Origin of the sequence: Pseudomonas sp. GM33 (genome assembly GCF_000282295.1) — a bacterium.
In the GTDB taxonomy this organism is placed as follows: Bacteria; Pseudomonadota; Gammaproteobacteria; order Pseudomonadales; family Pseudomonadaceae; genus Aquipseudomonas; species Aquipseudomonas laurylsulfatiphila.
In genome coordinates, this window is sequence record NZ_AKJO01000177.1 from 1 (window position 1) to 21,061 (window position 21,061).

Annotated in this window: 21 protein-coding genes and 1 pseudogene; 18 read left to right on the forward strand and 4 right to left on the reverse strand. The window is 61.8% G+C overall.

Annotation, left to right across the window (positions count from 1 at the left end):
- The 4 genes and pseudogenes from PMI26_RS03235 to cobG all read right to left on the reverse strand — a co-directional run.
- Positions 1-276, reverse strand: a pseudogene (locus PMI26_RS03235) (precorrin-3B C(17)-methyltransferase); the annotation flags it as partial.
- Entirely contained in the window at positions 276-1,007 is a 732-nt protein-coding gene (locus PMI26_RS03230; protein ID WP_033048380.1) for a precorrin-2 C(20)-methyltransferase, read from the reverse strand. The pseudogene PMI26_RS03235 and the gene PMI26_RS03230, both read right to left, overlap by 1 nt.
- A complete protein-coding gene (locus PMI26_RS03225; RefSeq protein ID WP_007979603.1) occupies positions 1,007-1,633 on the reverse strand; it encodes a precorrin-8X methylmutase in 627 nt (208 codons plus the stop codon). The genes PMI26_RS03230 and PMI26_RS03225 overlap by 1 nt, the downstream gene beginning before the upstream one ends.
- Positions 1,626-2,948: a precorrin-3B synthase gene (gene cobG, locus PMI26_RS03220; protein ID WP_007979605.1), complete on the reverse strand. Its 1,323-nt coding sequence runs from the start codon at positions 2,946-2,948 to the stop codon at positions 1,626-1,628. The genes PMI26_RS03225 and cobG overlap by 8 nt, the downstream gene beginning before the upstream one ends.
- 168 nt (positions 2,949-3,116) lie before the next feature.
- Between cobG and PMI26_RS03215 the strand changes: the two genes are divergently transcribed.
- The 18 genes from PMI26_RS03215 to urtD all read left to right on the forward strand — a co-directional run bounded on the left by PMI26_RS03215 (position 3,117) and on the right by urtD (position 20,937).
- Entirely contained in the window at positions 3,117-4,328 is a 1,212-nt protein-coding gene (locus tag PMI26_RS03215) for a bifunctional cobalt-precorrin-7 (C(5))-methyltransferase/cobalt-precorrin-6B (C(15))-methyltransferase (RefSeq protein ID WP_007979607.1), read from the forward strand.
- Entirely contained in the window at positions 4,321-5,418 is a 1,098-nt protein-coding gene (locus PMI26_RS03210) for a cobalt-precorrin-5B (C(1))-methyltransferase (protein ID WP_007979609.1), read from the forward strand. Before PMI26_RS03215 ends, PMI26_RS03210 begins: the two co-directional genes overlap by 8 nt.
- On the forward strand, positions 5,415-6,140 hold the full coding sequence (locus tag PMI26_RS03205; RefSeq protein WP_007979611.1) for a cobalt-precorrin-6A reductase: 726 nt from the start codon (positions 5,415-5,417) through the stop codon (positions 6,138-6,140). The genes PMI26_RS03210 and PMI26_RS03205 overlap by 4 nt, the downstream gene beginning before the upstream one ends.
- A gap of 56 nt (positions 6,141-6,196) precedes the next feature.
- Positions 6,197-6,532: a type II toxin-antitoxin system RelE/ParE family toxin gene (locus tag PMI26_RS03200; protein WP_007979613.1), complete on the forward strand. Its 336-nt coding sequence runs from the start codon at positions 6,197-6,199 to the stop codon at positions 6,530-6,532.
- A gap of 4 nt (positions 6,533-6,536) precedes the next feature.
- Positions 6,537-6,860 carry a helix-turn-helix domain-containing transcriptional regulator gene (locus tag PMI26_RS03195; RefSeq protein WP_007979614.1) on the forward strand — a complete coding sequence of 108 codons (324 nt, stop codon included), beginning with the start codon at positions 6,537-6,539 and terminating at the stop codon, positions 6,858-6,860.
- Between the two features lie 110 nt (positions 6,861-6,970).
- Positions 6,971-7,369, forward strand: a complete 399-nt coding sequence (locus tag PMI26_RS0129880) for a DUF2946 domain-containing protein (RefSeq protein ID WP_033048371.1) — start codon at positions 6,971-6,973, stop codon at positions 7,367-7,369.
- 47 nt (positions 7,370-7,416) lie between these two features.
- Positions 7,417-7,896, forward strand: a complete 480-nt coding sequence (locus PMI26_RS03190; RefSeq protein WP_007979618.1) for a copper chaperone PCu(A)C — start codon at positions 7,417-7,419, stop codon at positions 7,894-7,896.
- Between the two features lie 21 nt (positions 7,897-7,917).
- Positions 7,918-8,361, forward strand: a complete 444-nt coding sequence (locus PMI26_RS03185; protein ID WP_007979621.1) for a DUF2946 domain-containing protein — start codon at positions 7,918-7,920, stop codon at positions 8,359-8,361.
- Between the two features lie 239 nt (positions 8,362-8,600).
- A complete protein-coding gene (locus PMI26_RS03180; protein ID WP_443200857.1) occupies positions 8,601-10,670 on the forward strand; it encodes a TonB-dependent copper receptor in 2,070 nt (689 codons plus the stop codon).
- Between the two features lie 100 nt (positions 10,671-10,770).
- On the forward strand, positions 10,771-12,150 hold the full coding sequence (locus PMI26_RS03175; protein WP_007979625.1) for a PepSY-associated TM helix domain-containing protein: 1,380 nt from the start codon (positions 10,771-10,773) through the stop codon (positions 12,148-12,150).
- A gap of 180 nt (positions 12,151-12,330) precedes the next feature.
- The gene (locus PMI26_RS03170; RefSeq protein WP_007979627.1) at positions 12,331-13,119 is read left to right on the forward strand and encodes an ABC transporter ATP-binding protein; all 789 of its coding nucleotides are present in this window, start codon (positions 12,331-12,333) and stop codon (positions 13,117-13,119) included.
- Positions 13,116-14,075 (forward strand): ABC transporter substrate-binding protein, encoded by a 960-nt coding sequence (locus tag PMI26_RS03165; protein ID WP_007979628.1) that lies wholly within the window; start codon positions 13,116-13,118, stop codon positions 14,073-14,075. Before PMI26_RS03170 ends, PMI26_RS03165 begins: the two co-directional genes overlap by 4 nt.
- A complete protein-coding gene (locus tag PMI26_RS03160) occupies positions 14,072-15,082 on the forward strand; it encodes a FecCD family ABC transporter permease (protein ID WP_007979630.1) in 1,011 nt (336 codons plus the stop codon). The genes PMI26_RS03165 and PMI26_RS03160 overlap by 4 nt, the downstream gene beginning before the upstream one ends.
- A 201-nt stretch (positions 15,083-15,283) precedes the next feature.
- Positions 15,284-15,706 (forward strand): hypothetical protein, encoded by a 423-nt coding sequence (locus tag PMI26_RS03155; protein WP_007979632.1) that lies wholly within the window; start codon positions 15,284-15,286, stop codon positions 15,704-15,706.
- Between the two features lie 328 nt (positions 15,707-16,034).
- On the forward strand, positions 16,035-17,300 hold the full coding sequence (urtA, locus tag PMI26_RS03150) for an urea ABC transporter substrate-binding protein (RefSeq protein WP_007979634.1): 1,266 nt from the start codon (positions 16,035-16,037) through the stop codon (positions 17,298-17,300).
- 189 nt (positions 17,301-17,489) lie between these two features.
- Positions 17,490-18,992: an urea ABC transporter permease subunit UrtB gene (urtB, locus tag PMI26_RS03145; protein ID WP_007979636.1), complete on the forward strand. Its 1,503-nt coding sequence runs from the start codon at positions 17,490-17,492 to the stop codon at positions 18,990-18,992.
- Complete coding sequence (gene urtC, locus PMI26_RS03140) at positions 18,992-20,071, forward strand: urea ABC transporter permease subunit UrtC (protein WP_007979638.1); 1,080 nt, start codon at positions 18,992-18,994, stop codon at positions 20,069-20,071. Before urtB ends, urtC begins: the two co-directional genes overlap by 1 nt.
- Entirely contained in the window at positions 20,068-20,937 is an 870-nt protein-coding gene (urtD, locus tag PMI26_RS03135; RefSeq protein WP_007979640.1) for an urea ABC transporter ATP-binding protein UrtD, read from the forward strand. Before urtC ends, urtD begins: the two co-directional genes overlap by 4 nt.
- Positions 20,938-21,061: the final 124 nt, after the last annotated feature.

The following is a 21,061-nucleotide window of genomic DNA, read 5'->3' on the forward strand; positions in this document are numbered from 1 at the left end:
GCCCCCCGCCAATACCGGTGGCTCGGCGCCCTTTTCCAACAACAAGGGCGCCAGCGTGCGGATCACAATCCCGGCGGCGCACAGGGCAATGACGGGAGTGCCCTGTTGATAGAGTTCGCGCAGGGTCGCACCGAATTCGTGATAGACCCGATCCGCGCCTTCGACCCGTTCAGCCAGGCCGTGGATCAGCGCATCGGGATAAAGTTGTTGAATGTTGCGCGCGGTCGCGAGGCTGCCATTGCCGAGAATGACAATCGCCGGAACTGGACGGGTCATCAGCCTTGCCACCTTTCACCGGGAACGATGATCAACGAGAAGTACGGCGAAGACATCGGCTCGACCTGGTCCAGCGGCACGATCTTCTGATTGGCCATGGTTGCGCGTTCGACGTACAGCGCACGCTCGGCCAGGCCGAGCTCTTCCAGCACCAGGCGTACCTTGGGAAAGTTGCGTCCCAGTTTCATGATCACCGCCGCATCGGCATCGGCCAGGCGACGCTTGAGTTCGTCGTGCGGCAGCACACCGGACAACACCGACAGACTCTGATTGCGATACACCAGCGGCGCACCGAGCACCGAGGCACCGCCGAGCATCGAGCATACGCCAGGCACGACTTCAGCCTGATAACGCTGGGCGAGCCGGTCGTGCAGGTACATGTAGGAACCGTAGAAGAACGGGTCGCCCTCGCAGATCACCGCTACGTCGCGGCCGGCGTCGAGATGCGCGGCCAGTTCTGCGGCAGCGTCATCGTAGAAGTCGCTGATCACTTGCTCGTAGGACAACGGCGCCGGCAAGGCTTCGGTGGTCACCGGGTACACCAGTGGCAACAAATTCTGTGCGTCCTGCAGGTGGGCTTCGATGATACCGAAGGCGTTGCCCTTCTTGCCCTTGGCGACGAAGTACGCCACTACAGGCGACTCGCGCAGCAACCGCAGTGCCTTGACAGTAATCAGTTCCGGATCACCGGGACCGACACCGAGGCCGATCAAACGTCCAGGTTGCTGCATCATTCGATCTCCGTGGCGAGGGCATTGACGGCGGCGGCGGCCATGGCACTACCGCCCAGGCGACCCTGCATGATGACAAACGGCACGCCACGGCTGTCAGCCGCCAGCGCTGCCTTGGATTCGGCGGCGCCGACGAAACCCACAGGGAACCCGAGGATCAGCGCCGGTTTCGGCGCACCGGCGTCGAGCATCTCCAGCAAATAGAACAGCGCCGTCGGGGCGTTGCCGATGACCACCACGCTACCTTCCAGATGGGGACGCCACAGTTCCAGCGCAGCAGCTGAGCGGGTGTTGCCCAATTCACGGGCCAGTTCCGGAACGCTTTCGTCGCGCAGGGTGCAGATCACCGGATTGTTTGCCGGCAACCGCGCGCGGGTCACGCCTTCGGAGACCATTCGCGCATCGCACAAAATCGGCGCGCCGGCCGCCAGCGCATCACGCCCGGCCTTGCCCGCCCCTTCGGAAAACTGCAAACCGTCGATGGCCTCGACCATGCCGCAGGCGTGAATCACACGGACCGCGAGTTTCTCCAGATCGGCCGGAATTCGGTCGAGGTTGGCCTCGGCGCGAATGATCGCGAAGGAGTTGCGATAGATCTCCTGACCGTCGCGGATGTAATCAAGCATCAAGGGGGCTCCGTGAGTGGGCGTCGAGCAAGGCCGCGACCGCTTCAATAGTAAGGTTGTGTGCGTGCAGCGCGCCGAAACCCGGCTGCGTTGCATCACGAAAATAGAGATCGTAGTGACCGGGGGCGACGGCCAGCAAGGTGACGGGCGCCGTATGCGCGGCGGCACAGGAACGCGCGCACCCGCTCAAATGCACGCTCGGCGTTTGCCCGTGACGTTGCAGCAATGTAGCCAGTTGCAGGGCATCGCCCTTGGTCTCGGCCAGGCCTTTACCGCAGCCGTTTGAACCGGTGCAGGCGATCAACCGGGACAATGGCTGATCGGCATCGCACTGCAAGCCCAGACAGTGCAACTGCCGAATGACCTCGGCGGCGTTTTCCGCGCGGATATTGGGCAATAGCAGGCTTTGCCAAGGCGTGAAGCGCAGACTGGCATCACCGAACTCCCGTGCCAGTTGTGCCGCCCCCCGCAGCATCGCCGGATCGAGCCGCCCTAATGGAGGGACAGCCCCGACATAGACAACACCTGACCCGGCCTGGGGATGCGCGCCGATGTGCAAATCACTGCAACCCCCAACCCGCTGCCAACCGACAACCGCTTGCATCGGTACTCGCTCAGCCAGCCGAAGCAAAACACCCTCGGCCGAATGCTCGGCCAGCAAATGACGCATCCGCGTCTGCTCGGGGCGCGCCAGTTCAAGGAACAACTCAAGGACCGCGACCACCAGCGCATGCCCGTCAGCGAGTGCAACCGAACCGGCGGGGCTATCCGTCGGGCATCCCGCCAAACCGAACGCCAACCGTTGCTCGCCGCCCTGGTCAAACGCCGAAAGCCACAGGTCATGGGGATGTTCGAGCATCGCAAGGTCTTCACCGCCATCAAGCTGCACGGCGAACTTGGCACTGAGGTCGTGAAAAGCTTCGTGGCTTTGCAATGTGGCGAGGATCTGCCCGGCCAGCGGCCGAGTGTCGAACAGCATGTGCCGATCGATCCCGGCGCCGGGGCTGAGCATCAGGTTGCGCACATCGTCGCCAGCCGCCGTTCGCGGTCCCAGACCGGCAGCCAGCAGGCTGTCGATCAACGCCGATTGCTCGTTGCCAATTCCGCGGATCTGCAGGTTGGCCCGGTTGGTCGCCTCGATCGCTCCGCTGGCGTAACGCTCGGCTGCTGACGCCACGGCCTCGGCCTGGACGCTGTTGATCGAACCACCGTTCAACTTGATCCGACAGATGCCGCCATCCAGCGCCGGCACAATACGCAGCAACCCCGGGCAAGCCGAGGGGCGTAAGGCAGCGGACAGCGGACGTTCGTTCAAGGCGGACCCGTTCAGGTGGCGAGGCGATTCACGGCGAAAGTGCGCGGTATTATGCCTGCTTTACTTCGCCGCATGAAAAGACTCCGGTCGGGAAGAGAAGGCAGTCAGCTCAAGGAACCCGCGCTATCATGCCGCCCAACAATGTTGAACGCGTGATTGAGGAACGGCATGACACCCTGGCTGACGGTAGTAGGCATCGGCGAAGACGGTTTCAAGGGCCTGGGCAAGAACGCCCGGCATGCGCTGTTGCGCGCCGCGAAAATCTTCGGCGGCCAGCGGCATCTGGATTTGCTCCCGCCGTGCATACGCGGCGAGCGCCAGCCGTGGCCGAGCCCCTTCTGCCTTGAGTCGCTGCTGTCGCACCGTGGCGAGCCCGTTTGTGTCCTGGCCAGTGGCGATCCGATGTTCTTCGGCGTCGGCGCCAGCCTGGCCCGGCAACTCCCCGCCGCCGAGATGCTGACGCTTCCCGCGCCCTCCTCCTGCTCGCTCGCCGCAGCGCGAATGGGTTGGCCCTTGCAAGACGTGGTTACCCTTTCGGTGGTGGCCCGGCCGGTCGCTGCACTCAACGCCCAGTTGTCCAGCGGTGTGCGCTTGCTGGTATTGAGCAACGACGGCCGCAGCCCCGCCGCCATCGCTGCACTGTTGCGCGAACGAGGCTTTGGTCCCAGTCGACTCACCGTGCTGGAACACCTGGGCGGCGAAGCCGAGCGGCGTATCGATGGTATCGCCAGCGACTGGAACGACTCACCGATTGCCGACCTGAACCTGGTCGCCATCGAGTGCATCGCCGAGCCGAATACGCTGCAGCTGTCCCGACTGGCCGGACTGCCGGACTCCGCCTTCAAACACGATGGCCAACTGACCAAACGCGATGTGCGCGCCATCACCCTCGCACGTCTGGCCCCGATCCCCGGCGAACTGTTGTGGGATGTCGGTGCCGGCAGTGGCTCGATCGGCATCGAATGGATGCGCACCCACCCCGGTTGTCGCGCACTGGCCATCGAGGCGGATGACGGCCGCCAGGCGCTGATCGAGCACAACCGCGATGCCCTCGGCGTTCCTGGCCTGCAGCTGGTTCGTGGCAGTGCGCCGCAGGCCTTGGCCGGCCTGGAGCGACCGGACGCGATTTTCATCGGTGGCGGTGTTACCCGTGACGGTGTGCTGGATACATGCTGGGCCGAACTCAAGCCCGGTGGCCGGCTGATTGCCAACGCGGTCACCCTGCAAAGTGAAATGACCCTGATGGCCTGGCGCGAGCAACACGGCGGAGAGCTGACGCGAATTCATATCGCGCAAGCACAACCACTGGGCGACTTCGACACCTGGCGCCAGGCCCTGCCGATTACCTTGCTGGACGTAACGAAGCCTTTCGATGCGTGACGAAACCGCCGAACAACCCGCCCCGCTACGCAGTGGCCTGACCACCGGCAGTTGCGCAACCGCTACCAGCCTCGCTGCCGCACGCTTGCTGTTGGCCGGTGTAACAGCCGACGCGGTGGACATCGTGCTGCCCAAAGGCAAGCACGTGCAGATGCGCCTGGAGTTCTGCCGCCTCACCGAGGACGGCGCCGAAGCGGGAACCCTCAAGGACGCCGGAGACGATCCCGACGTGACCCATGGCGCCCTGCTCTACTCGCAGGTGCGCCTGAGCGCCGAGCCGGGGATTCGCTTCCATGCCGGTCGCGGCGTCGGCACCGTGACCCGGCCCGGGCTGGTGCTGGGTGTCGGCGAACCGGCGATCAACCCGGTGCCACGCAAAATGATCGGCGACCACCTGGCCGGGCTGGCCGACGAGCTCGGTTATGCCGGCGGTTTCGACGTGACGGTCAATGTCGAGAATGGCGAGGCACTGGCACTGAAAACCATGAACCCGCGCCTGGGCATTCTTGGCGGACTGTCGATCCTCGGCACCAGCGGCATCGTCCGGCCGTTTTCATGCGCGGCCTACATCGCCTCGATCCACCAGGGCATCGATGTGGCGAAAACCAACGGTTACCTGCACATCGCCGCCTGTACCGGCAATGCCAGCGAAGACACCATGCGCCAGGTCTACAACCTGCCGGAAATTGCCCTGATCGAAATGGGCGACTTCGTCGGTGCCGTACTCAAGCACCTGCGCAAAGTGCCCGTGGACAGGCTCAGCCTGTGCGGTGGATTCGGCAAGATCAGCAAACTGGCGGCCGGGCATATGGATTTGCACAGTCGTCATTCGAGCATCGACCTGCCGCAACTGGCGCTATGGGCCGCACAGGTCGGCGCCGATACGGCATTGCAGCAAAGTATCCGCGAGGCCAACACCAGTCAGCAGGCACTGGCCATGGCCGCCGCAGCCGGGGTTGCCCTGGGCGACGCAGTCTGTCAGCACGCCCTGGACTTCGCCCGCAGCGTGGTGCCGGCGCAGGTTCAAGTGGAAGTCTTTGCCATCGATCGCCAGGGCGGGATTGTCGGCCATGCAGGCGCTTTCCAATGAAGCGCATCCTGTTGCTCGGCGGTGTGACCGAAGCCTTGGCCATTGCCCGCACGCTGGGGCCGCAGCACATTTACAGCCTGGCCGGTATCGGCCGGGTGCCGACGGACCTGCAATGTCAGATCCGCGTTGGCGGTTACGGCGGTGCCGAGGGTCTGGCGCAATTCATTCGCGATGAAGGAATCGAGCTGCTGGTCGACGCCACTCACCCCTACGCCGCCCAGATCAGCCAGAACGCTGCGACCGCCGCGCGCTTGAGCGGTATTCCCTGCTGGGCGCTACGGCGTCCGGCCTGGCAAGCCCAGGCGGGAGACGATTGGCGGGAAGTTGCCGATTGGGCCGAACTGATCGAAGCCCTGAAACCCTTCCGCCGACCGCTGTTCACCCTCGGTCGCGAGCCCCTGCAACACCTGGACGAAATTCCTGCGGAGCAATTCTGGACCCTGCGCGCGCTGGACGTCTATCCGGGCAACGAGCGCTGCGAAGTGATCGGCGCACGGGGACCGTTCCTGATCGACGATGAACGCGCGTTGTTCGAGCGTCGACAGATCGACGTATTGATCAGCAAGAACAGCGGCAGCACGGCGACCGAGCCGAAGCTGGAAGTGGCGCGTGAGCGTGGGGTGCCGGTGATTGTTCTGCAGCGGCCGGTGTTGCCGGGGGTTGATCGGGAGTTCCTGACGCTTGAGGAAATACTTGGCGCGTTGTCGGTCTTCGTCCGATAGGTCAGGATCATTGGCTTGCATGATAAGTAACCTATTTGTTACCTTCAGAGCCGCCTGTGATCACACTCGAAGAATACGTTCAGGACAACGACAAAAGCCCCTTTGGCCGCTGGTTTTCCACCTTGGATGCACAGGCAGCGCTTAAGGTATCCAGTGCGTTGCTTCGCCTGGAACTGGGAAACACATCAAACATCAAGTGGTTCGATGGTCTCGGCGAGTACCGGATCAATTGGGGGCCTGGCTACAGAATCTATCTTGTCCAAGAGGGGAAACGCCTGATCATCCTTTTTGGTGGTGGTGACAAGTCCACACAAAAAACTGACATCAAGCAGGCGAAAACACTGATAGCCGAGTTTCGATCCCGAAAAAAGACTGAACGGCACCGGAGATAACGTCATGGCGCTCACCCGAAACTACAAACACACCATCGCCGAGCGTGCCCAACGTGATCCCGAGTTCGCCCAGGCATTGTTGGACGAGGCTGCTACTCTGTTTCTTAACGGCGAACCTGAAATGGCCCGGATCATCCTGCGCGACCTGATCAACGCCACTGTAGGTTTTGAAGAACTGGCAAAGGAAACGGCAAAGCCCAGCAAAAGCCTCCATCGCATGCTGTCTGCCAAAGGCAACCCGAGCATGGACAACCTGGCTGCAATATTCGCCGTAATTCGCGCTACGCTAGGAGTAGAAATACAAGTACATGCGGTACGTGCACACTGAGTCAGTGTCTTTTTACTGCGACACCAAACCGCACGCCACGTTTTTACTTATCGGCCCTGATCAGGCTAAATAGCCCGCGCCTGATCGCCCACCCAAACGGATTTTGTCCCATGTCCCGACAACGGCTCGCAATTGCCTGGATAGCCTGCTTCGCAGTGCTGTTCAATTTGCTCGCCATGCCGATGTCCGGAGCGATGGCGCAAACATCGAAGTCACCTGCCGAACAGTTGTTGTGGGGCAGCTTCTGCAGTTCCAGCGGCACCAGGATGGTGGCGACGTCCATCGGCGACCTCGAACAGAAAGCCCCGCAAAACGACGATCATTCCAATATGCAGCATTGCTGGTGCTGCTCGGGTTCTGCGCCATTGGTGGCGTTGCCGGGGCATTCGCCACAGCTGTATTTCGCGCACTTCGAATCCAACCGAAGCCTGCCTGCCACCTCGCTCACCAGCCCGTCACCGCGCCAGCAATGGCCGAGTCTCAACCCCCGCGCGTCCCCTCTGGTGTGATTTTTTCTCGCAATTGACTGCGTTTTAAATCGTTCCGGAGAACTGCCATGTTGAACAAACTCATCGTTCTGGCTGCGTTGCTGCTGCCTGCCTGCTTTGCCAATGCCCACGAATACAAGGTCGGCACGCTGGAAATCGCCCATCCGTGGTCCCAGGAGTTGCCACCCAATGCGCCCACCGTTGCGGCGTATTTCGTGATCGACAATGAAGGCAAGACCGCCGACCGCCTGCTCAGCGTCGACACCCCCATTGCCGGTGAAGCGCAATTGCATGAGCACGTGATGCAAGGCGACATGATGAAAATGCAGCACGTACCGAGCGTGGAAGTGCCCGCCGGTGGCGAGGTCACTTTCGCACCGATGGCCTATCACGTGATGTTGCTGGGCCTCAAGGACCGCAGCCTGCTGGTTGACGGCAAGCGCTTTCCCATGACGCTGCACTTCGAGAAGGCCGGTGACGTGACGGTCGAAGTCGCGGTGCAGAAGCAGGCGCCGGACGGCATGCAGGCGCACGCGCACAATCCGTAATCGCCTGAGCTGAAAACGCCCATGCGCCCGCTTAGTGCCAGGTCATCCAGGCCACGCAGTCAGGCATTGAGCCTGACACGCGGCAGCTGGATCAGCCTGTTCGCCATGCTGATGATCTTTATCGGTCCGCTGATTTCCCAGTCGATGCCGATGGATTCGCGCGCCATGTCGATGAGCATGCCGGCGGATATGAGCATGGACATGTCGGCAATGGAGCATGCCGACCACGGCAAGCAAACCTCCGCCGAGCATTGCCCGCCTGCCCCGGGGCACCATGTGCTGTGGGAAAAGTGCGGCTATTGCAGCCTGCTGTTCAATTGCCCGGCGCTGACCGGCGGCGTGTCCTTCGCCAACTTCGTCATTCCACCCGTCAACACCTTCACCACGCCTTCTCCGCGCCTGGGCCACGCCCGGCAAACCTTCTTCCCCGGCGCCCGCACCCGCGCCCCGCCTGCCGTCGCGTAAACACCCACCTCCGATCTCACACGGTCCGCAAGACAACCCAAGCAACCGGTGGGAGCGGGCTTGCTCGCGAAGAGAGAGTGTCAGTCAACGCAGATGTCGACTGGCACACCGCTTTCGCGAGCAAGCCCGCTCCCACAGGGACAGCTTCAGGCTGCTGGCCGTGTCGTTTACGACTGTTCGATGGAAATTTCATGTCCAGGTTTTCTGCTGACACACGCTTGAGCCCAGCTCAAGTCTCCATGACCCAAAACGAATCCGGCATTCGTTTCAGGCACGCCACTGCGATTTTGTGCAGTGCATTGCTGGCGCCTTCCGCGCTGGCCGATGAACACGCCGGTCACACTGAAGAACTGAGCCCGACGGTGATTACCGCCGTTGCCCCCAGCTCGCCATTGACCATCGTCACCAATCCCAAGGACCCGCGCCAACCGGTGCCGGCCAGCGACGGCTCGGATTATCTGAAAACCATTCCCGGTTTCGCCCAGGTGCGCAACGGCGGCACCAACGGCGACCCGGTGCTGCGCGGCATGTTCGGCTCGCGACTGAACATCCTCACCAATGGCGGCATGATGCTTGGCGCCTGTCCTGGGCGGATGGACGCGCCGACCTCCTACATTTCGCCGGAAACCTACGACAAGCTGACCGTGATCAAAGGCCCGCAAACCGTGCTCTGGGGACCGGGCGCGTCGGCCGGCACCATCCTGTTCGAGCGCGAGCCGGAACACTTCGGCGAGCTCGGCACACGGGTCAACGCCAGTGTGCTAGCCGGCTCCAACAGGCGCTTCGACAAACTGGTGGACGCCGCTGCCGGCGGACCACTGGGCTACGTGCGGGTGATCGGCAACACCGCACATGCAGACGACTATCAGGATGGCAACAACGACACCGTCCCATCGCGCTACGACAAATGGAACGGCGACGTCGCACTCGGCTGGGCCCCGGATGCCGATACCTTGCTGGAGCTGACCGCCGGCAAAGGTGACGGTGAGGCGCGCTACGCCGGGCGCAGCATGGACGGTTCGCAGTTCCTGCGCGAAAGCCTCGGCCTGCGCTTCGAGAAATCCAACATCGGCGATGTGCTGGATACGGTCGAGGCGCAGGTCTACTACAACTACGCCGACCACGTGATGGACAACTATACCCTGCGCACGCCGTCCGGTACCGGCATGATGGCCGGCCCCATGGCCTCCAACGTCGACCGCCGCACCCTCGGCGCACGGATCAAGGCCACCTGGCGCTGGGCTGATGTGCAACTGATCAGCGGCATCGACGCACAGACCAACGAACATCGCCAGCGCAGCGCCATGGGCATCGACACCTACAAGGACCTGCCCTACACCAAGGATGCCGACTTCCATAACTACGGTGTGTTCGGCGAACTGACCTGGTACGCCGCCGACCGTGACCGCTTGATCAGTGGCGCACGCCTGGACCGCGCCTCGGCCAAGGACTATCGGCAAACCATCGGCTCGGGAATGATGACCCGGCCGAATCCGACCGCCGACGACACCCGCGCCGACACCCTGCCAAGCGGCTTCATCCGCTACGAGCATGACCTGGCCGACAGCCCGACCACCTTGTACGCGGGCCTCGGTCACACCCAGCGGTTCCCGGACTACTGGGAGCTGTTTTCGCCCAATTCCGGCCCTGCCGGTTCGGTGAATGCCTTCGATTCGATCAAGCCGGAAAAAACCACCCAGCTCGATTTCGGCCTGCAATACAAGACCGAAACACTCGAAGCCTGGGCCTCGGGTTACGTCGGGCAGGTGCGCGACTACATCCTGTTCAACTACACCCCGACGATGATGGGCACGACCTCGCAAGCCGAGAACATCGACGCACGAATCATGGGCGGCGAACTGGGCGCCGCCTACAGCCTCACTGAACACTGGAAAGCCGACGCGACACTGGCCTACGCCTGGGGCAAGAACAGCAGCGATGGCTCTGCGTTGCCGCAGATGCCGCCGCTGGACACCCGTTTCGGCCTGACCTACAGCGAAGACAACTGGAGTGCCGGCGCACTGTGGAGAGTGGTCGCCGCACAAAATCGCATCGACCAGAACAAGGGCAACGTGGTCGGCAAGGACTTCGGCAAGACGCCGGGGTTCGGCGTGTTCTCCCTCAACGGAGCCTATCGGATCAACAGCCACTGGAAGGTCAGCAGCGGCGTCGACAACCTGTTCGGCAAGGCTTACGCCGAGCACTTGAATCTGGCAGGGAACGCCGGCTTCGGCTACCCGGCCAATGACCCGCAAGCCATCAAGGAGCCGGGGCGCACGCTCTGGACCCGGGTGGATATGAGTTTCTGACAACAAGATCAAAAGATCGCAGGCTTCGCCAGCTCCTGCAGGGAATGCGTACTGCGATCTTTTAAAAAAACAACTGATTCGCCAATGCGGAGCACACGTGATGAAACAGCCCAAAGTGAACTTCTACAACCTGGCCTGGCGCTGGCATTTCTATGCCGGATTGTTCGTTGCGCCATTCATGGTGATGCTGGCCCTGACCGGCACCCTTTACCTGTTCAAGCCGCAACTCGATTCGCTGATGTACAGCAGCCTGCTCAACGTACCGGCCGGTCATCACACTGTCCCGGCCGACGATCTGCTCAAGCGGGTAAAAGATGCGTATCCCCAGGCCACGATCAAACAGTACCTGCCACCGGTCAATGCCGAACGCAGCGCTCAGTTTGTCGTGCTCAACGACGGCAACGAGCTGAACGTTTTTGTCGATCCGTACCAAGGCGACATCCTCGGCGAGCAAGACGCCAAGAAGAACCTGCAAGCCATTGCGCGCGCGATTCATGGCGAGCTGATGATCGGCACCGTCGGCGATCGGCTGATCGAACTGGCCGCCGGCTGGGGTGTGGTGCTGGTGGTATCCGGGGTATTCCTGTGGTGGCCGCGCGGTCAGGCCGCCGGCATTCTGTGGCCACGCCTGAGCAGTCGCGGGCGGGTGCTTTGGCGTGACTTGCATGCCGTCACCGGATTCTGGGGCGCCTCCCTGCTGCTGGTGATGCTACTCAGCGGCATGACCTGGACCGGCTTCTGGGGCCAGCAATACGCGGCCGTGTGGAACGTCTTTCCGGCGGCAATGTGGGACAACGTACCGAAGTCCGACGTCGAGGCGCGCAGCCTCAACAGCGCCACCCGCCAGACCGTGCCCTGGGCCATGGAAAACACGCCGATGCCCATGTCCGGCGACCACGCCGAGCACATGGCCCACGATGGCGCGCAGGCCGGCACGGCTGCACCGACCATCAGCCTGCAAGACGTGCAAAACATCGCCACCCAAAGCAAGGTCGAGCCTGGCTACAGCATCACCTTGCCAACGACGGCCACCGGTGTGTTCACCATCGCCGTGTTCGCCGATGACCCGCGCAATGACGCCACTTTGCACATCGACCAGTACACCGGCAAGGTCCTTGCCGACGTGCGTTACGAGCAATATGGCGCCGTCGCCCGCGCCACGGAAATCGGCGTGATGCTCCACGAAGGCAAGATGTTCGGCACCCTCAATCAGATCATCGTGTTGCTGATCTGCCTGATGATCCTGCTCAGCGCGGTCAGCGGCGTGGTGATCTGGTGGAAGCGTCGTCCGCAAGGAAAACTCGGCGTACCGCCGCTGCGCCACGACCTGCCGAAATGGAAAACCGCCATGGTGATCATGTTCGCCCTCGCGGTAGCCTTCCCGTTGGTGGGCGCTTCGCTGGTGGTGGTGTGGGTGCTGGATCGTGTGCTGCTGTCGCGTTTTACCCGGCAGACTGAGAGCGCCTCATCTTCATCATGAAACAGCTGAGATGCGCGGGGCTCAAGGGGCTGTAAACTGCCCCGCGCGTCACCCTCTCGTATTCAGGGTGTCCTTTCGGGCCTCTTCGCGAGCAAGCCCGCTCCCACAGGATTCACGCAATTGCTGTGGGAGCGGGCTTGCTCGCGAAGAGGCCATCAGCTTCACCTCAAGAGTAACGGCATGACCTCGCTGCACCTCACCAACCTCACCTGGTCCCCACTGGGCCACGGCCATTGCCACCATCAATTCCAGCTGCGTGATGCCTCCGTGCACGTCGCCTCGGGTGAGTTCGTCGGGTTGATCGGCCCCAACGGCAGTGGCAAGACCAGCCTGTTGCGTTGTGCCTGGCGCTTCAGTAAACCGGAGCACGGCGAGGTCAGGCTCAATCACCAGAATGTCTGGAAACAGTCTTCACGCTGGTGCGCGCAACGCATCGCCGTGGTCTTGCAGGAGTTCCCCGATGCCTTCGGCCTGACCGTCGAGGAAGTGGTCGCCATGGGCCGCACGCCACACAAAGGTCTGTTCGATGGCGACACGCTCGAGGACTCGACACTCATTCATCAGGCGCTGGAGTCCGTCGGCCTCAAGGGCTTCGATGACCATGAGTTCGCCACCCTCTCAGGCGGTGAAAAACAGCGGGTAATACTCGCCCGCGCCCTGGCCCAGCAACCGCAACTACTGATCCTCGACGAGCCGACCAACCACCTCGACCCACGCTATCAGCTTGAGCTGTTGAAGTTCGTCAGGCGCTTGAACATCGGCACCCTGGCGAGCATCCACGACCTCAATCTGGCGGCGGCTTTTTGTGATCGCCTGTACGTGATCAATCATGGCCGCATCGTCGCCAGCGGCACGCCGCAAGAGGTGCTCACCGCCGCCCTGCTGCGCAATGTGTTTGGCGTCGAAGCGCTTATTGATGACCATCCGCTGCACGGCTACCCACGAATCACCTGGATAACCCAACCATGAATTTGCGTTCCCTGCTGCGCTCCGGCCTCTGCCTCGTGATGCTGTCGGTCTGCGCCCAGGCCCTGGCCGAAGCCACCCATTACCCGCTGACAGTCAAAAGCTGCAACCGCGAAGTGACCTTCACGCAAGCACCGCAACACGCCCTCAGCCACGACATCAACATGACCCAGATGATGCTCGCCCTCGGCCTCAAGCCACGGATGGCCGGCTACAGCGGCGTCAGTGGCTGGAAGGCCGTGACACCCGACATGCAGTCGCTGCTCGACGGTCTGCCGGAGCTGGCGGCCAAGTACCCGTCGGTGGAAACCCTGCTCGATGCCAACGTCGATTTCCTCTTCGCCGGTTGGGACTACGGCATGCGGGTCGGCGGCGATCTCACTCCGCAGACCCTGCAGCCGCTGGGCATCAATGTGTATGAGCTGAGCGAATCCTGCGCCTTCGTGATGAAGCGCCCTCCGGCCAGCCTCGAAGACACCTACAACGATCTGCGCAACCTCGGCAGGATCTTCGATGTGCAGGACCGCGCCAACGCCCTGGTCGCCCACATGCAGGCGCAAGTGGCGGACATTCGCAAAACCCTGCCCGCGCAAAGACCGCGGGTCTTCCTGTACGACAGCGGCGAAGACCGGGCCATGACCTCAGGCCGCCTGGGCATGCCGCAAGCGCTGATCGACGCCGCTGGCGGGCGCAACATCCTCGAGGATGTCGATGTAAGCTGGACCCGGGTCAACTGGGAAAGCGTGGTCGAACACAACCCGCAGGTGATCGTGATCGTCGACTACAGCGAAATCACCGCCGAACAGAAGATTCAGTTCCTGCTGGCAAACAAGGCCCTGCAATCGGTGGAAGCGATCAAGCAGCGGCGCTTCATCGTCATTCCGTACGTGCAGGCCACGCCGGGGATCGATAACGTGCTGGCGGTCGCTACACTGGCCAAGGGTTTCCACGGCGAATGATCAACCGTCGCTACGCCTTGTTGCTGATCGTCCTCGGTGCCCTGTTGCTGGTGTCTTGCGTAGTGTCCCTGGGTTTCGGCCCGGCACGGGTACCGCTGGACGTGGTGTGGCACATCCTGCTGCACAAACTGTTCGGCTTCGGTGTGCCGGACTGGAGCCCCGGGCAGGAGCATATCGTCTGGCTGATCCGCGTGCCGCGCATGCTACTCGGCGCGTTGGTCGGCGCTGGCCTGGCGCTGATCGGCGCAGTGCTGCAAGCGGTGACGCGCAACCCGCTGGCTGATCCGCATTTACTCGGCGTCACCTCCGGCGCGACGTTGGGCGCGGTGATCGTGGTGTTGCATGTCGGAGAAATCGTTGGCCTGCTGACCTTGCCGGTCGCCGCCTTCATCGGTGCATTGCTGAGCATGCTGGTGGTACTGATGATCGCCAGCCGCCACGGTCGCCTCGACAGTGATCGCCTGTTGTTGTGCGGCGTGGCGGTGTCGTTCGTGATGATGGCGATCGCCAATTTGTTGCTGTTCCTGGGCGACCATCGAGCCAGTTCGGCGGTGATGTTCTGGATGCTCGGCGGACTCGGGCTGGCGCGCTGGGAATTGCTGGCGGTACCGACCGCCAGTGTGTTGTTCGGTCTGGTTTTACTGCTGGGCATGGCGCGACCGTTGAATGCGCTGATGGCCGGTGAGCAGACGGCAGTGACCCTGGGCCTGAATGCGCGCACCGTGCGTCTGCGGGTATTTCTGATTGCATCGCTGATGACCGGGGTGCTGGTGTCGATCAGCGGTTCGATCGGTTTTGTCGGGCTGATGGTGCCGCACATCGCGCGGCGACTGGTCGGGGCTGAACACCGAAGAGTACTGCCGGTGTGCGTGTTGCTTGGCAGCGTGTTTCTGGTCTGGGTCGACGTTGCTGCCCGGACGATGATCGCGCCCGAAGACTTGCCCATCGGCGTGGCCACGGCGGCGATTGGCGGGTTGTTCTTCATCGGCTTGATGCGACGTCGTTAACGCCATGTTTAATTAAAACAAACTTCAAAACTGCAGCTATGCCTGGAAAAACCTCGTATTGAGTTCGCACTTAACAAATCCATTACCACGCTCATACTCCGCTCCCGCGAGTTGAATAATAAAAAATACTCGCGCACTTCAATGACGATTATTCCTACATCTTAATCGTCACAACTCTTACAAGAGCGGAAAGAGGTAAGCATGTTCAAAAAACTCATCATATCCATCGCACTTGTCTCAACGCCTGCATGGGCCGCCAAGCCCCCCTTTACTGGCGTTGACTACAGCGGCCGATATCAATGCACCGGAATGGACAGCCATATCGGTGCGTTTGAAGGTGTGGTCGACATGAAACTCAATGCCGAACAAAGTACCGGCGAACATGGCGCCTACGGTTTTACCCTGACGTTGCCCGGCAACTCCCTGTATGACGGTTTTGCCGCCGCCAACTCGAGTTCCCTGGCGATTTACTTTGCCCATACGGATCCGTCGCACAAGGACTACGGTGTCGGGATAGCAAACATCGCTTCCACGCCTGACGGGAAAACTTCATTCACCAAGTACTACTACGGCCCGGAGTACAAAGGTGGCGGACATGGTTTTGAAACCTGCATCAAAAGCTGATCTGATGCGCCGCTGACCTTGTGGGAGCGGGCTTGCTCGCGAAAGCGTCAGGTCAGTCGATTACAGTGTCGACTGATCCACCGCTTTCGCGAGCAAGCCCGCTCCCACAATCGATTGTTGTTGCTCACACAATCTGCGCCCCAATCTGGCGCAACGCTTCGCACCAACACGCCTGCCGCGATCCTTCCTGGTGCGTCATCAATCCGCACAACCGCTCTAAAACGCCATTCCCGTACCTTTCCCCGACCGGGCACAGCCCTTGCTAAAGACCCTTCAGTAGTCCGCATCTGCCAACCAAGAAAATTCATAAGTTCATGGAGATCGCACAATGAAGCGTCGCAGTTTGATCAAGGCTTTCACTCTCTCGGCATCCATTGCCGCAATGGGCATGACCTGGACCGTCCAGGCCGCCGAGACCATCAAGGTCGGTATTCTGCATTCGTTGTCCGGGACCATGGCGATCTCCGAAACGTCGTTGAAAGACATGGCGCTGATGACCATCGACGAGATCAACGCCAAGGGCGGCGTGAACGGCAAGATGCTGGAACCGGTGGTGGTCGACCCGGCGTCGAACTGGCCGCTGTTCGCCGAAAAGGGTCGCCAGTTGCTGACCCAGGACAAGGTCGCCGTGGTGTTCGGTTGCTGGACTTCGGTGTCGCGCAAATCGGTACTGCCGGTGTTCGAAGAGCTCAATGGCCTGCTGTTCTACCCGGTGCAGTACGAAGGCGAAGAAATGTCGCCGAACGTGTTCTACACCGGCGCCGCGCCGAACCAGCAGGCGATCCCTGCCGTTGAATACCTGATGAGCGAAGAAGGCGGCAGCGCCAAGCGCTACTTCCTGCTCGGCACTGACTACGTCTACCCGCGCACCACCAACAAGATCCTGCGTTCGTTCCTGCACTCCAAAGGTGTGGCCGACAAGGACATCGAAGAGGTCTACACCCCGTTCGGCCACAGCGACTATCAAACCATCGTCGCCAACATCAAGAAGTTCTCGGCGGGCGGCAAGACCGCCGTCATCTCCACCGTCAACGGCGACTCCAACGTGCCGTTCTATAAAGAACTGGCCAACCAGGGCCTGAAGGCCACCGACGTTCCGGTCGTGGCGTTCTCGGTCGGCGAAGAAGAATTGCGCGGCATCGACACCAAGCCACTGGTGGGCAACCTCGCCGCGTGGAACTACTTCGAATCGGTCGAGAACCCGGTGAACAAGAAGTTCGTCGATGACTGGAAAGCCTACGCCAAGAAACACAACCTGCCCGGCGCCGACAAAGCGGTGACCAACGACCCGATGGAAGCCACCTATGTCGGCATCCACATGTGGGCGCAAGCCGCCGAAAAAGCCAAATCCACCGATGTCGACAAAGTCCGCGAAGCCCTGGCCGGCCAGACCTTTGCCGCGCCGTCCGGTTACACGCTGACCATGGACAAGACCAATCACCACCTGCACAAGCCGGTGATGATCGGTGAGATCCAGTCTGACGGTCAGTTCAACGTGGTGTGGCAGACCGAAGGACCGATCCGCGCCCAACCGTGGAGCCCGTTCATCCAGGGCAACGACAAGAAGCCGGAGTATGCGGTGAAGAGCAACTAAAGCCATTGGGCCTGACGATTGTTCAGGCCCAACACAACTCCCTGTGGGAGCATTTTTTGTGGCGAGGGAGCTTGCTCCCGTTGGACTGCGGAGCAGTCCTTTTTTGGGGCCGCTTCGCGCCCCAGCGGGAGCAAGCTCCCTCGCCACAAAAGCCAGCCTTCACATTTAGTCCGAGCAAGGCGACTCTCTATGCCCACTGCCCTCTACCGCTTCATCTTCGCCCTCGCGCTGCTATTGCCGATGGCCACCCACGCCGGCGATGCCGAAGACTTCGTCGCCGCCAATCCCGTGCAGCAAGCCAAACTTCTGGAAGCCTGGGCCGCGCAGCCCGATCCGGCCCGTATCGAGTTGATCGATGCCCTGCAACAAGGCGAACTGACCATCGACGGTCAACCGAAAACCCTGCGCCTGAACAACCGCCTGCGGGGGCTGATCGACTCGGCCCTGGCCAGTCATCAGTTGCTCGCCGCCGACGCCAAAATCCGTCTGGCCGCCGCGCAGCAATTGCAGAAAAGCGCCAAACCGGCGCAGTTGAAATTCCTCGATCGGCAACTGGCGGGTGAAACGGATGAAGCTGTCCACGCAGCCCTCAGCCTGGCCCTGGCCAATCTGCAACTGGTCGACAGCGATCCGGCCGTGCGCCTCGCTGCCGTACGCCTTCTCGGTGAAACCGGCGATCCGCTGGCCCGCACCCGCCTCGAAAGCCTGCTGGAGCCGGGCGTTGAAACCGATGCGATGGTGCGCACCGCCGCTGAAACCAGCCTCGCCCAGGTCAAGCGCAAACTGCTGGTCGGCGAAATGCTGGGCCAGGCGTTTAGCGGCATGTCCCTCGGTTCGATCCTGCTGCTCGCGGCATTGGGCCTTGCGATCACCTTCGGCCTGCTCGGCGTGATCAACATGGCCCACGGCGAGATGCTGATGCTCGGCGCCTACTCGACCTATGTGGTGCAACTGATGTTCCAGCGCTTCGCCCCGCAGGCCATCGAGTTCTATCCATTGATCGCGCTACCCGTGGCATTTTTCGTCACCGCCGCCATCGGCATGGCGCTGGAACGCACGGTGATTCGCCACCTCTATGGTCGCCCGCTGGAAACCCTGCTCGCCACTTGGGGCATCAGCCTGATGCTGATTCAGCTTGTTCGGTTGCTGTTCGGCGCGCAGAACGTCGAAGTGGCCAATCCGGCCTGGCTGTCGGGCGGAATCCAGGTACTGCCCAATCTGGTACTGCCCTACAACCGCATCGTCATCATTGCCTTTGCACTGTTTGTGGTGGTGCTGACCTGGCTGCTGCTGAACAAGACGCGCCTCGGCCTGAACGTGCGAGCGGTCACCCAGAATCGCAACATGGCCGCCTGCTGCGGCGTGCCCACCGGACGCGTGGACATGCTCGCCTTCGGTCTTGGCTCGGGCATCGCCGGCCTCGGTGGCGTGGCCCTGAGCCAGATCGGCAACGTCGGCCCGGACCTCGGCCAGAGCTACATCATCGACTCGTTCCTGGTGGTGGTGCTCGGTGGTGTCGGCCAGTTGGCCGGTAGCGTGCTGGCGGCTTTCGGCTTAGGGATAGCCAACAAGATTCTCGAACCGCAGATCGGTGCGGTGCTCGGCAAGATCCTCATCCTCGCGCTGATCATTCTGTTCATCCAGAAACGTCCGCAAGGCCTCTTCGCACTCAAAGGACGGGTGATCGACTGATGAACCAGCCCCTGCTCGTTACCGCGACCCAAAAAGCCGGCCCCAAAGTCTCGATTGCCATCGGCGCAGTGATCCTCATTGTGCTGCTGGCGTTACCGCTGCTGTCGTTGTTACCAGTGGACAGCATGCTGCATGTTTCAGCCTATACGCTGACGCTGGTGGGCAAGATTCTCTGCTACGCCATCGTCGCCCTGGCGCTCGATCTGGTCTGGGGCTACGCCGGCCTGCTGTCCCTGGGGCACGGCCTGTTCTTCGCCCTCGGCGGCTATGCCATGGGCATGTACCTGATGCGCCAGGCCTCGGGCGATGGCCTGCCGGCGTTCATGACCTTCCTGTCGTGGACTGAAATGCCGTGGTTCTGGACCGGCACCAGCAGCTTCCTCTGGACCCTGTGCCTGGTGGTATTGGCGCCGGGGTTGCTGGCGTTGGTGTTCGGTTTCTTCGCCTTCCGTTCGCGGATCAAGGGCGTGTATTTCTCGATCATGACCCAGGCCCTGACCTTCGCCGGCATGTTGCTGTTCTTCCGCAACGAAACCGGTTTTGGCGGCAACAACGGCTTCACCAACTTCCGCACCATTCTCGGCTTTGGCATCACCGAACCGGGCACCCGCGCGGTGCTGTTCTTCGCCACGGTGTTGTTGCTGGTAGCGAGCCTGTACATCGGCTGGCGCCTGGCACAGAGCAAGTTCGGTCGGGTGCTGACCGCACTGCGCGATGCGGAGAACCGCCTGATGTTCTGCGGTTACGATCCGCGCGGGTTCAAGTTGTTTGTCTGGGTGCTGAGCGCGGTGTTGTGTGGCCTGGCCGGTGCGCTGTACGTGCCGCAAGTCGGCATCATCAACCCGAGCGAGATGTCGCCGACCAACTCGATCGAAGCCGCCGTATGGGTCGCCCTCGGCGGGCGCGGCACGCTGATCGGTCCGTTGCTCGGCGCCGGCGTGGTCAACGGCATGAAGAGCTGGTTCACCGTGGCCTTCCCCGAGTACTGGCTGTTCTTCCTCGGCGCGCTGTTCATCGTCGTGACCCTGTACCTGCCCAAAGGCGTGATCGGCCTGCTGAAGAAAAGAGGTGAATCATGAGAATCACGGCAACCGCTGAATTCATGCTCGAACCGGCGTTTTTCCCCGTAGAACCCAACAAGGACGCCGGCAGCAGCCGTGACGCCATCGGTCTCGGCCAGCGCGCCGGCAAAGGCCTGAATACGCGTCACGGCACCATCCTGACCCTGGAAGACATCAGCGTCAGCTTCGACGGCTTCAAGGCGCTGAACGATTTGAACCTGTACATCGGCGTCGGCGAACTGCGCTGCATCATCGGCCCCAATGGCGCGGGCAAGACCACGCTGATGGACGTGATCACCGGCAAGACCCGTCCCAGCCACGGCAAGGCCTGGTTCGGCGAAACCCTGGACCTGACGCAGATGAGCGAAGTGCAGATCGCCCAGGCCGGCATCGGGCGCAAGTTCCAGAAGCCGACGGTGTTCGAAGCCTTGAGCGTGTTCGAGAACCTGGAACTGGCGCAGAAAACCGACAAGTCGGTGTGGGCCAGCCTGCGGGCGCGCTTGAATGGCGAGCAGAAAGACCGCATCGCCGAGGTGCTGGAAACCATTCGCTTGACCAGCTCGGTCAATCGCCCGGCCGGCCTGCTGTCCCACGGCCAGAAGCAGTTCCTCGAGATCGGCATGCTGCTGATGCAGGACCCGCAATTGCTGCTGCTCGATGAACCGGTGGCGGGCATGACCGACGCCGAAACCGAATTCACCGCCGAACTGTTCAAGCGCCTGGCCGGCAAGCATTCGCTGATGGTGGTGGAACACGACATGGGCTTCGTCGGCTCGATTGCCGACCACGTCACCGTGTTGCATCAGGGCAGCGTGCTGGCCGAGGGCTCGCTGGAGCAGGTGCAGGACAACGAGCGGGTGATCGAGGTGTATCTCGGTCGATAAACCTGCAAACACATACCTATGTGGGAGCGGGCTTGCTCGCGAAAGCAGTGTGTCCGTCGATGCAAATGTTGAATGTCAGTCCGCATTCGCGAGCAAGCCCGCTCCCACAGGGGAACTGAGGAGT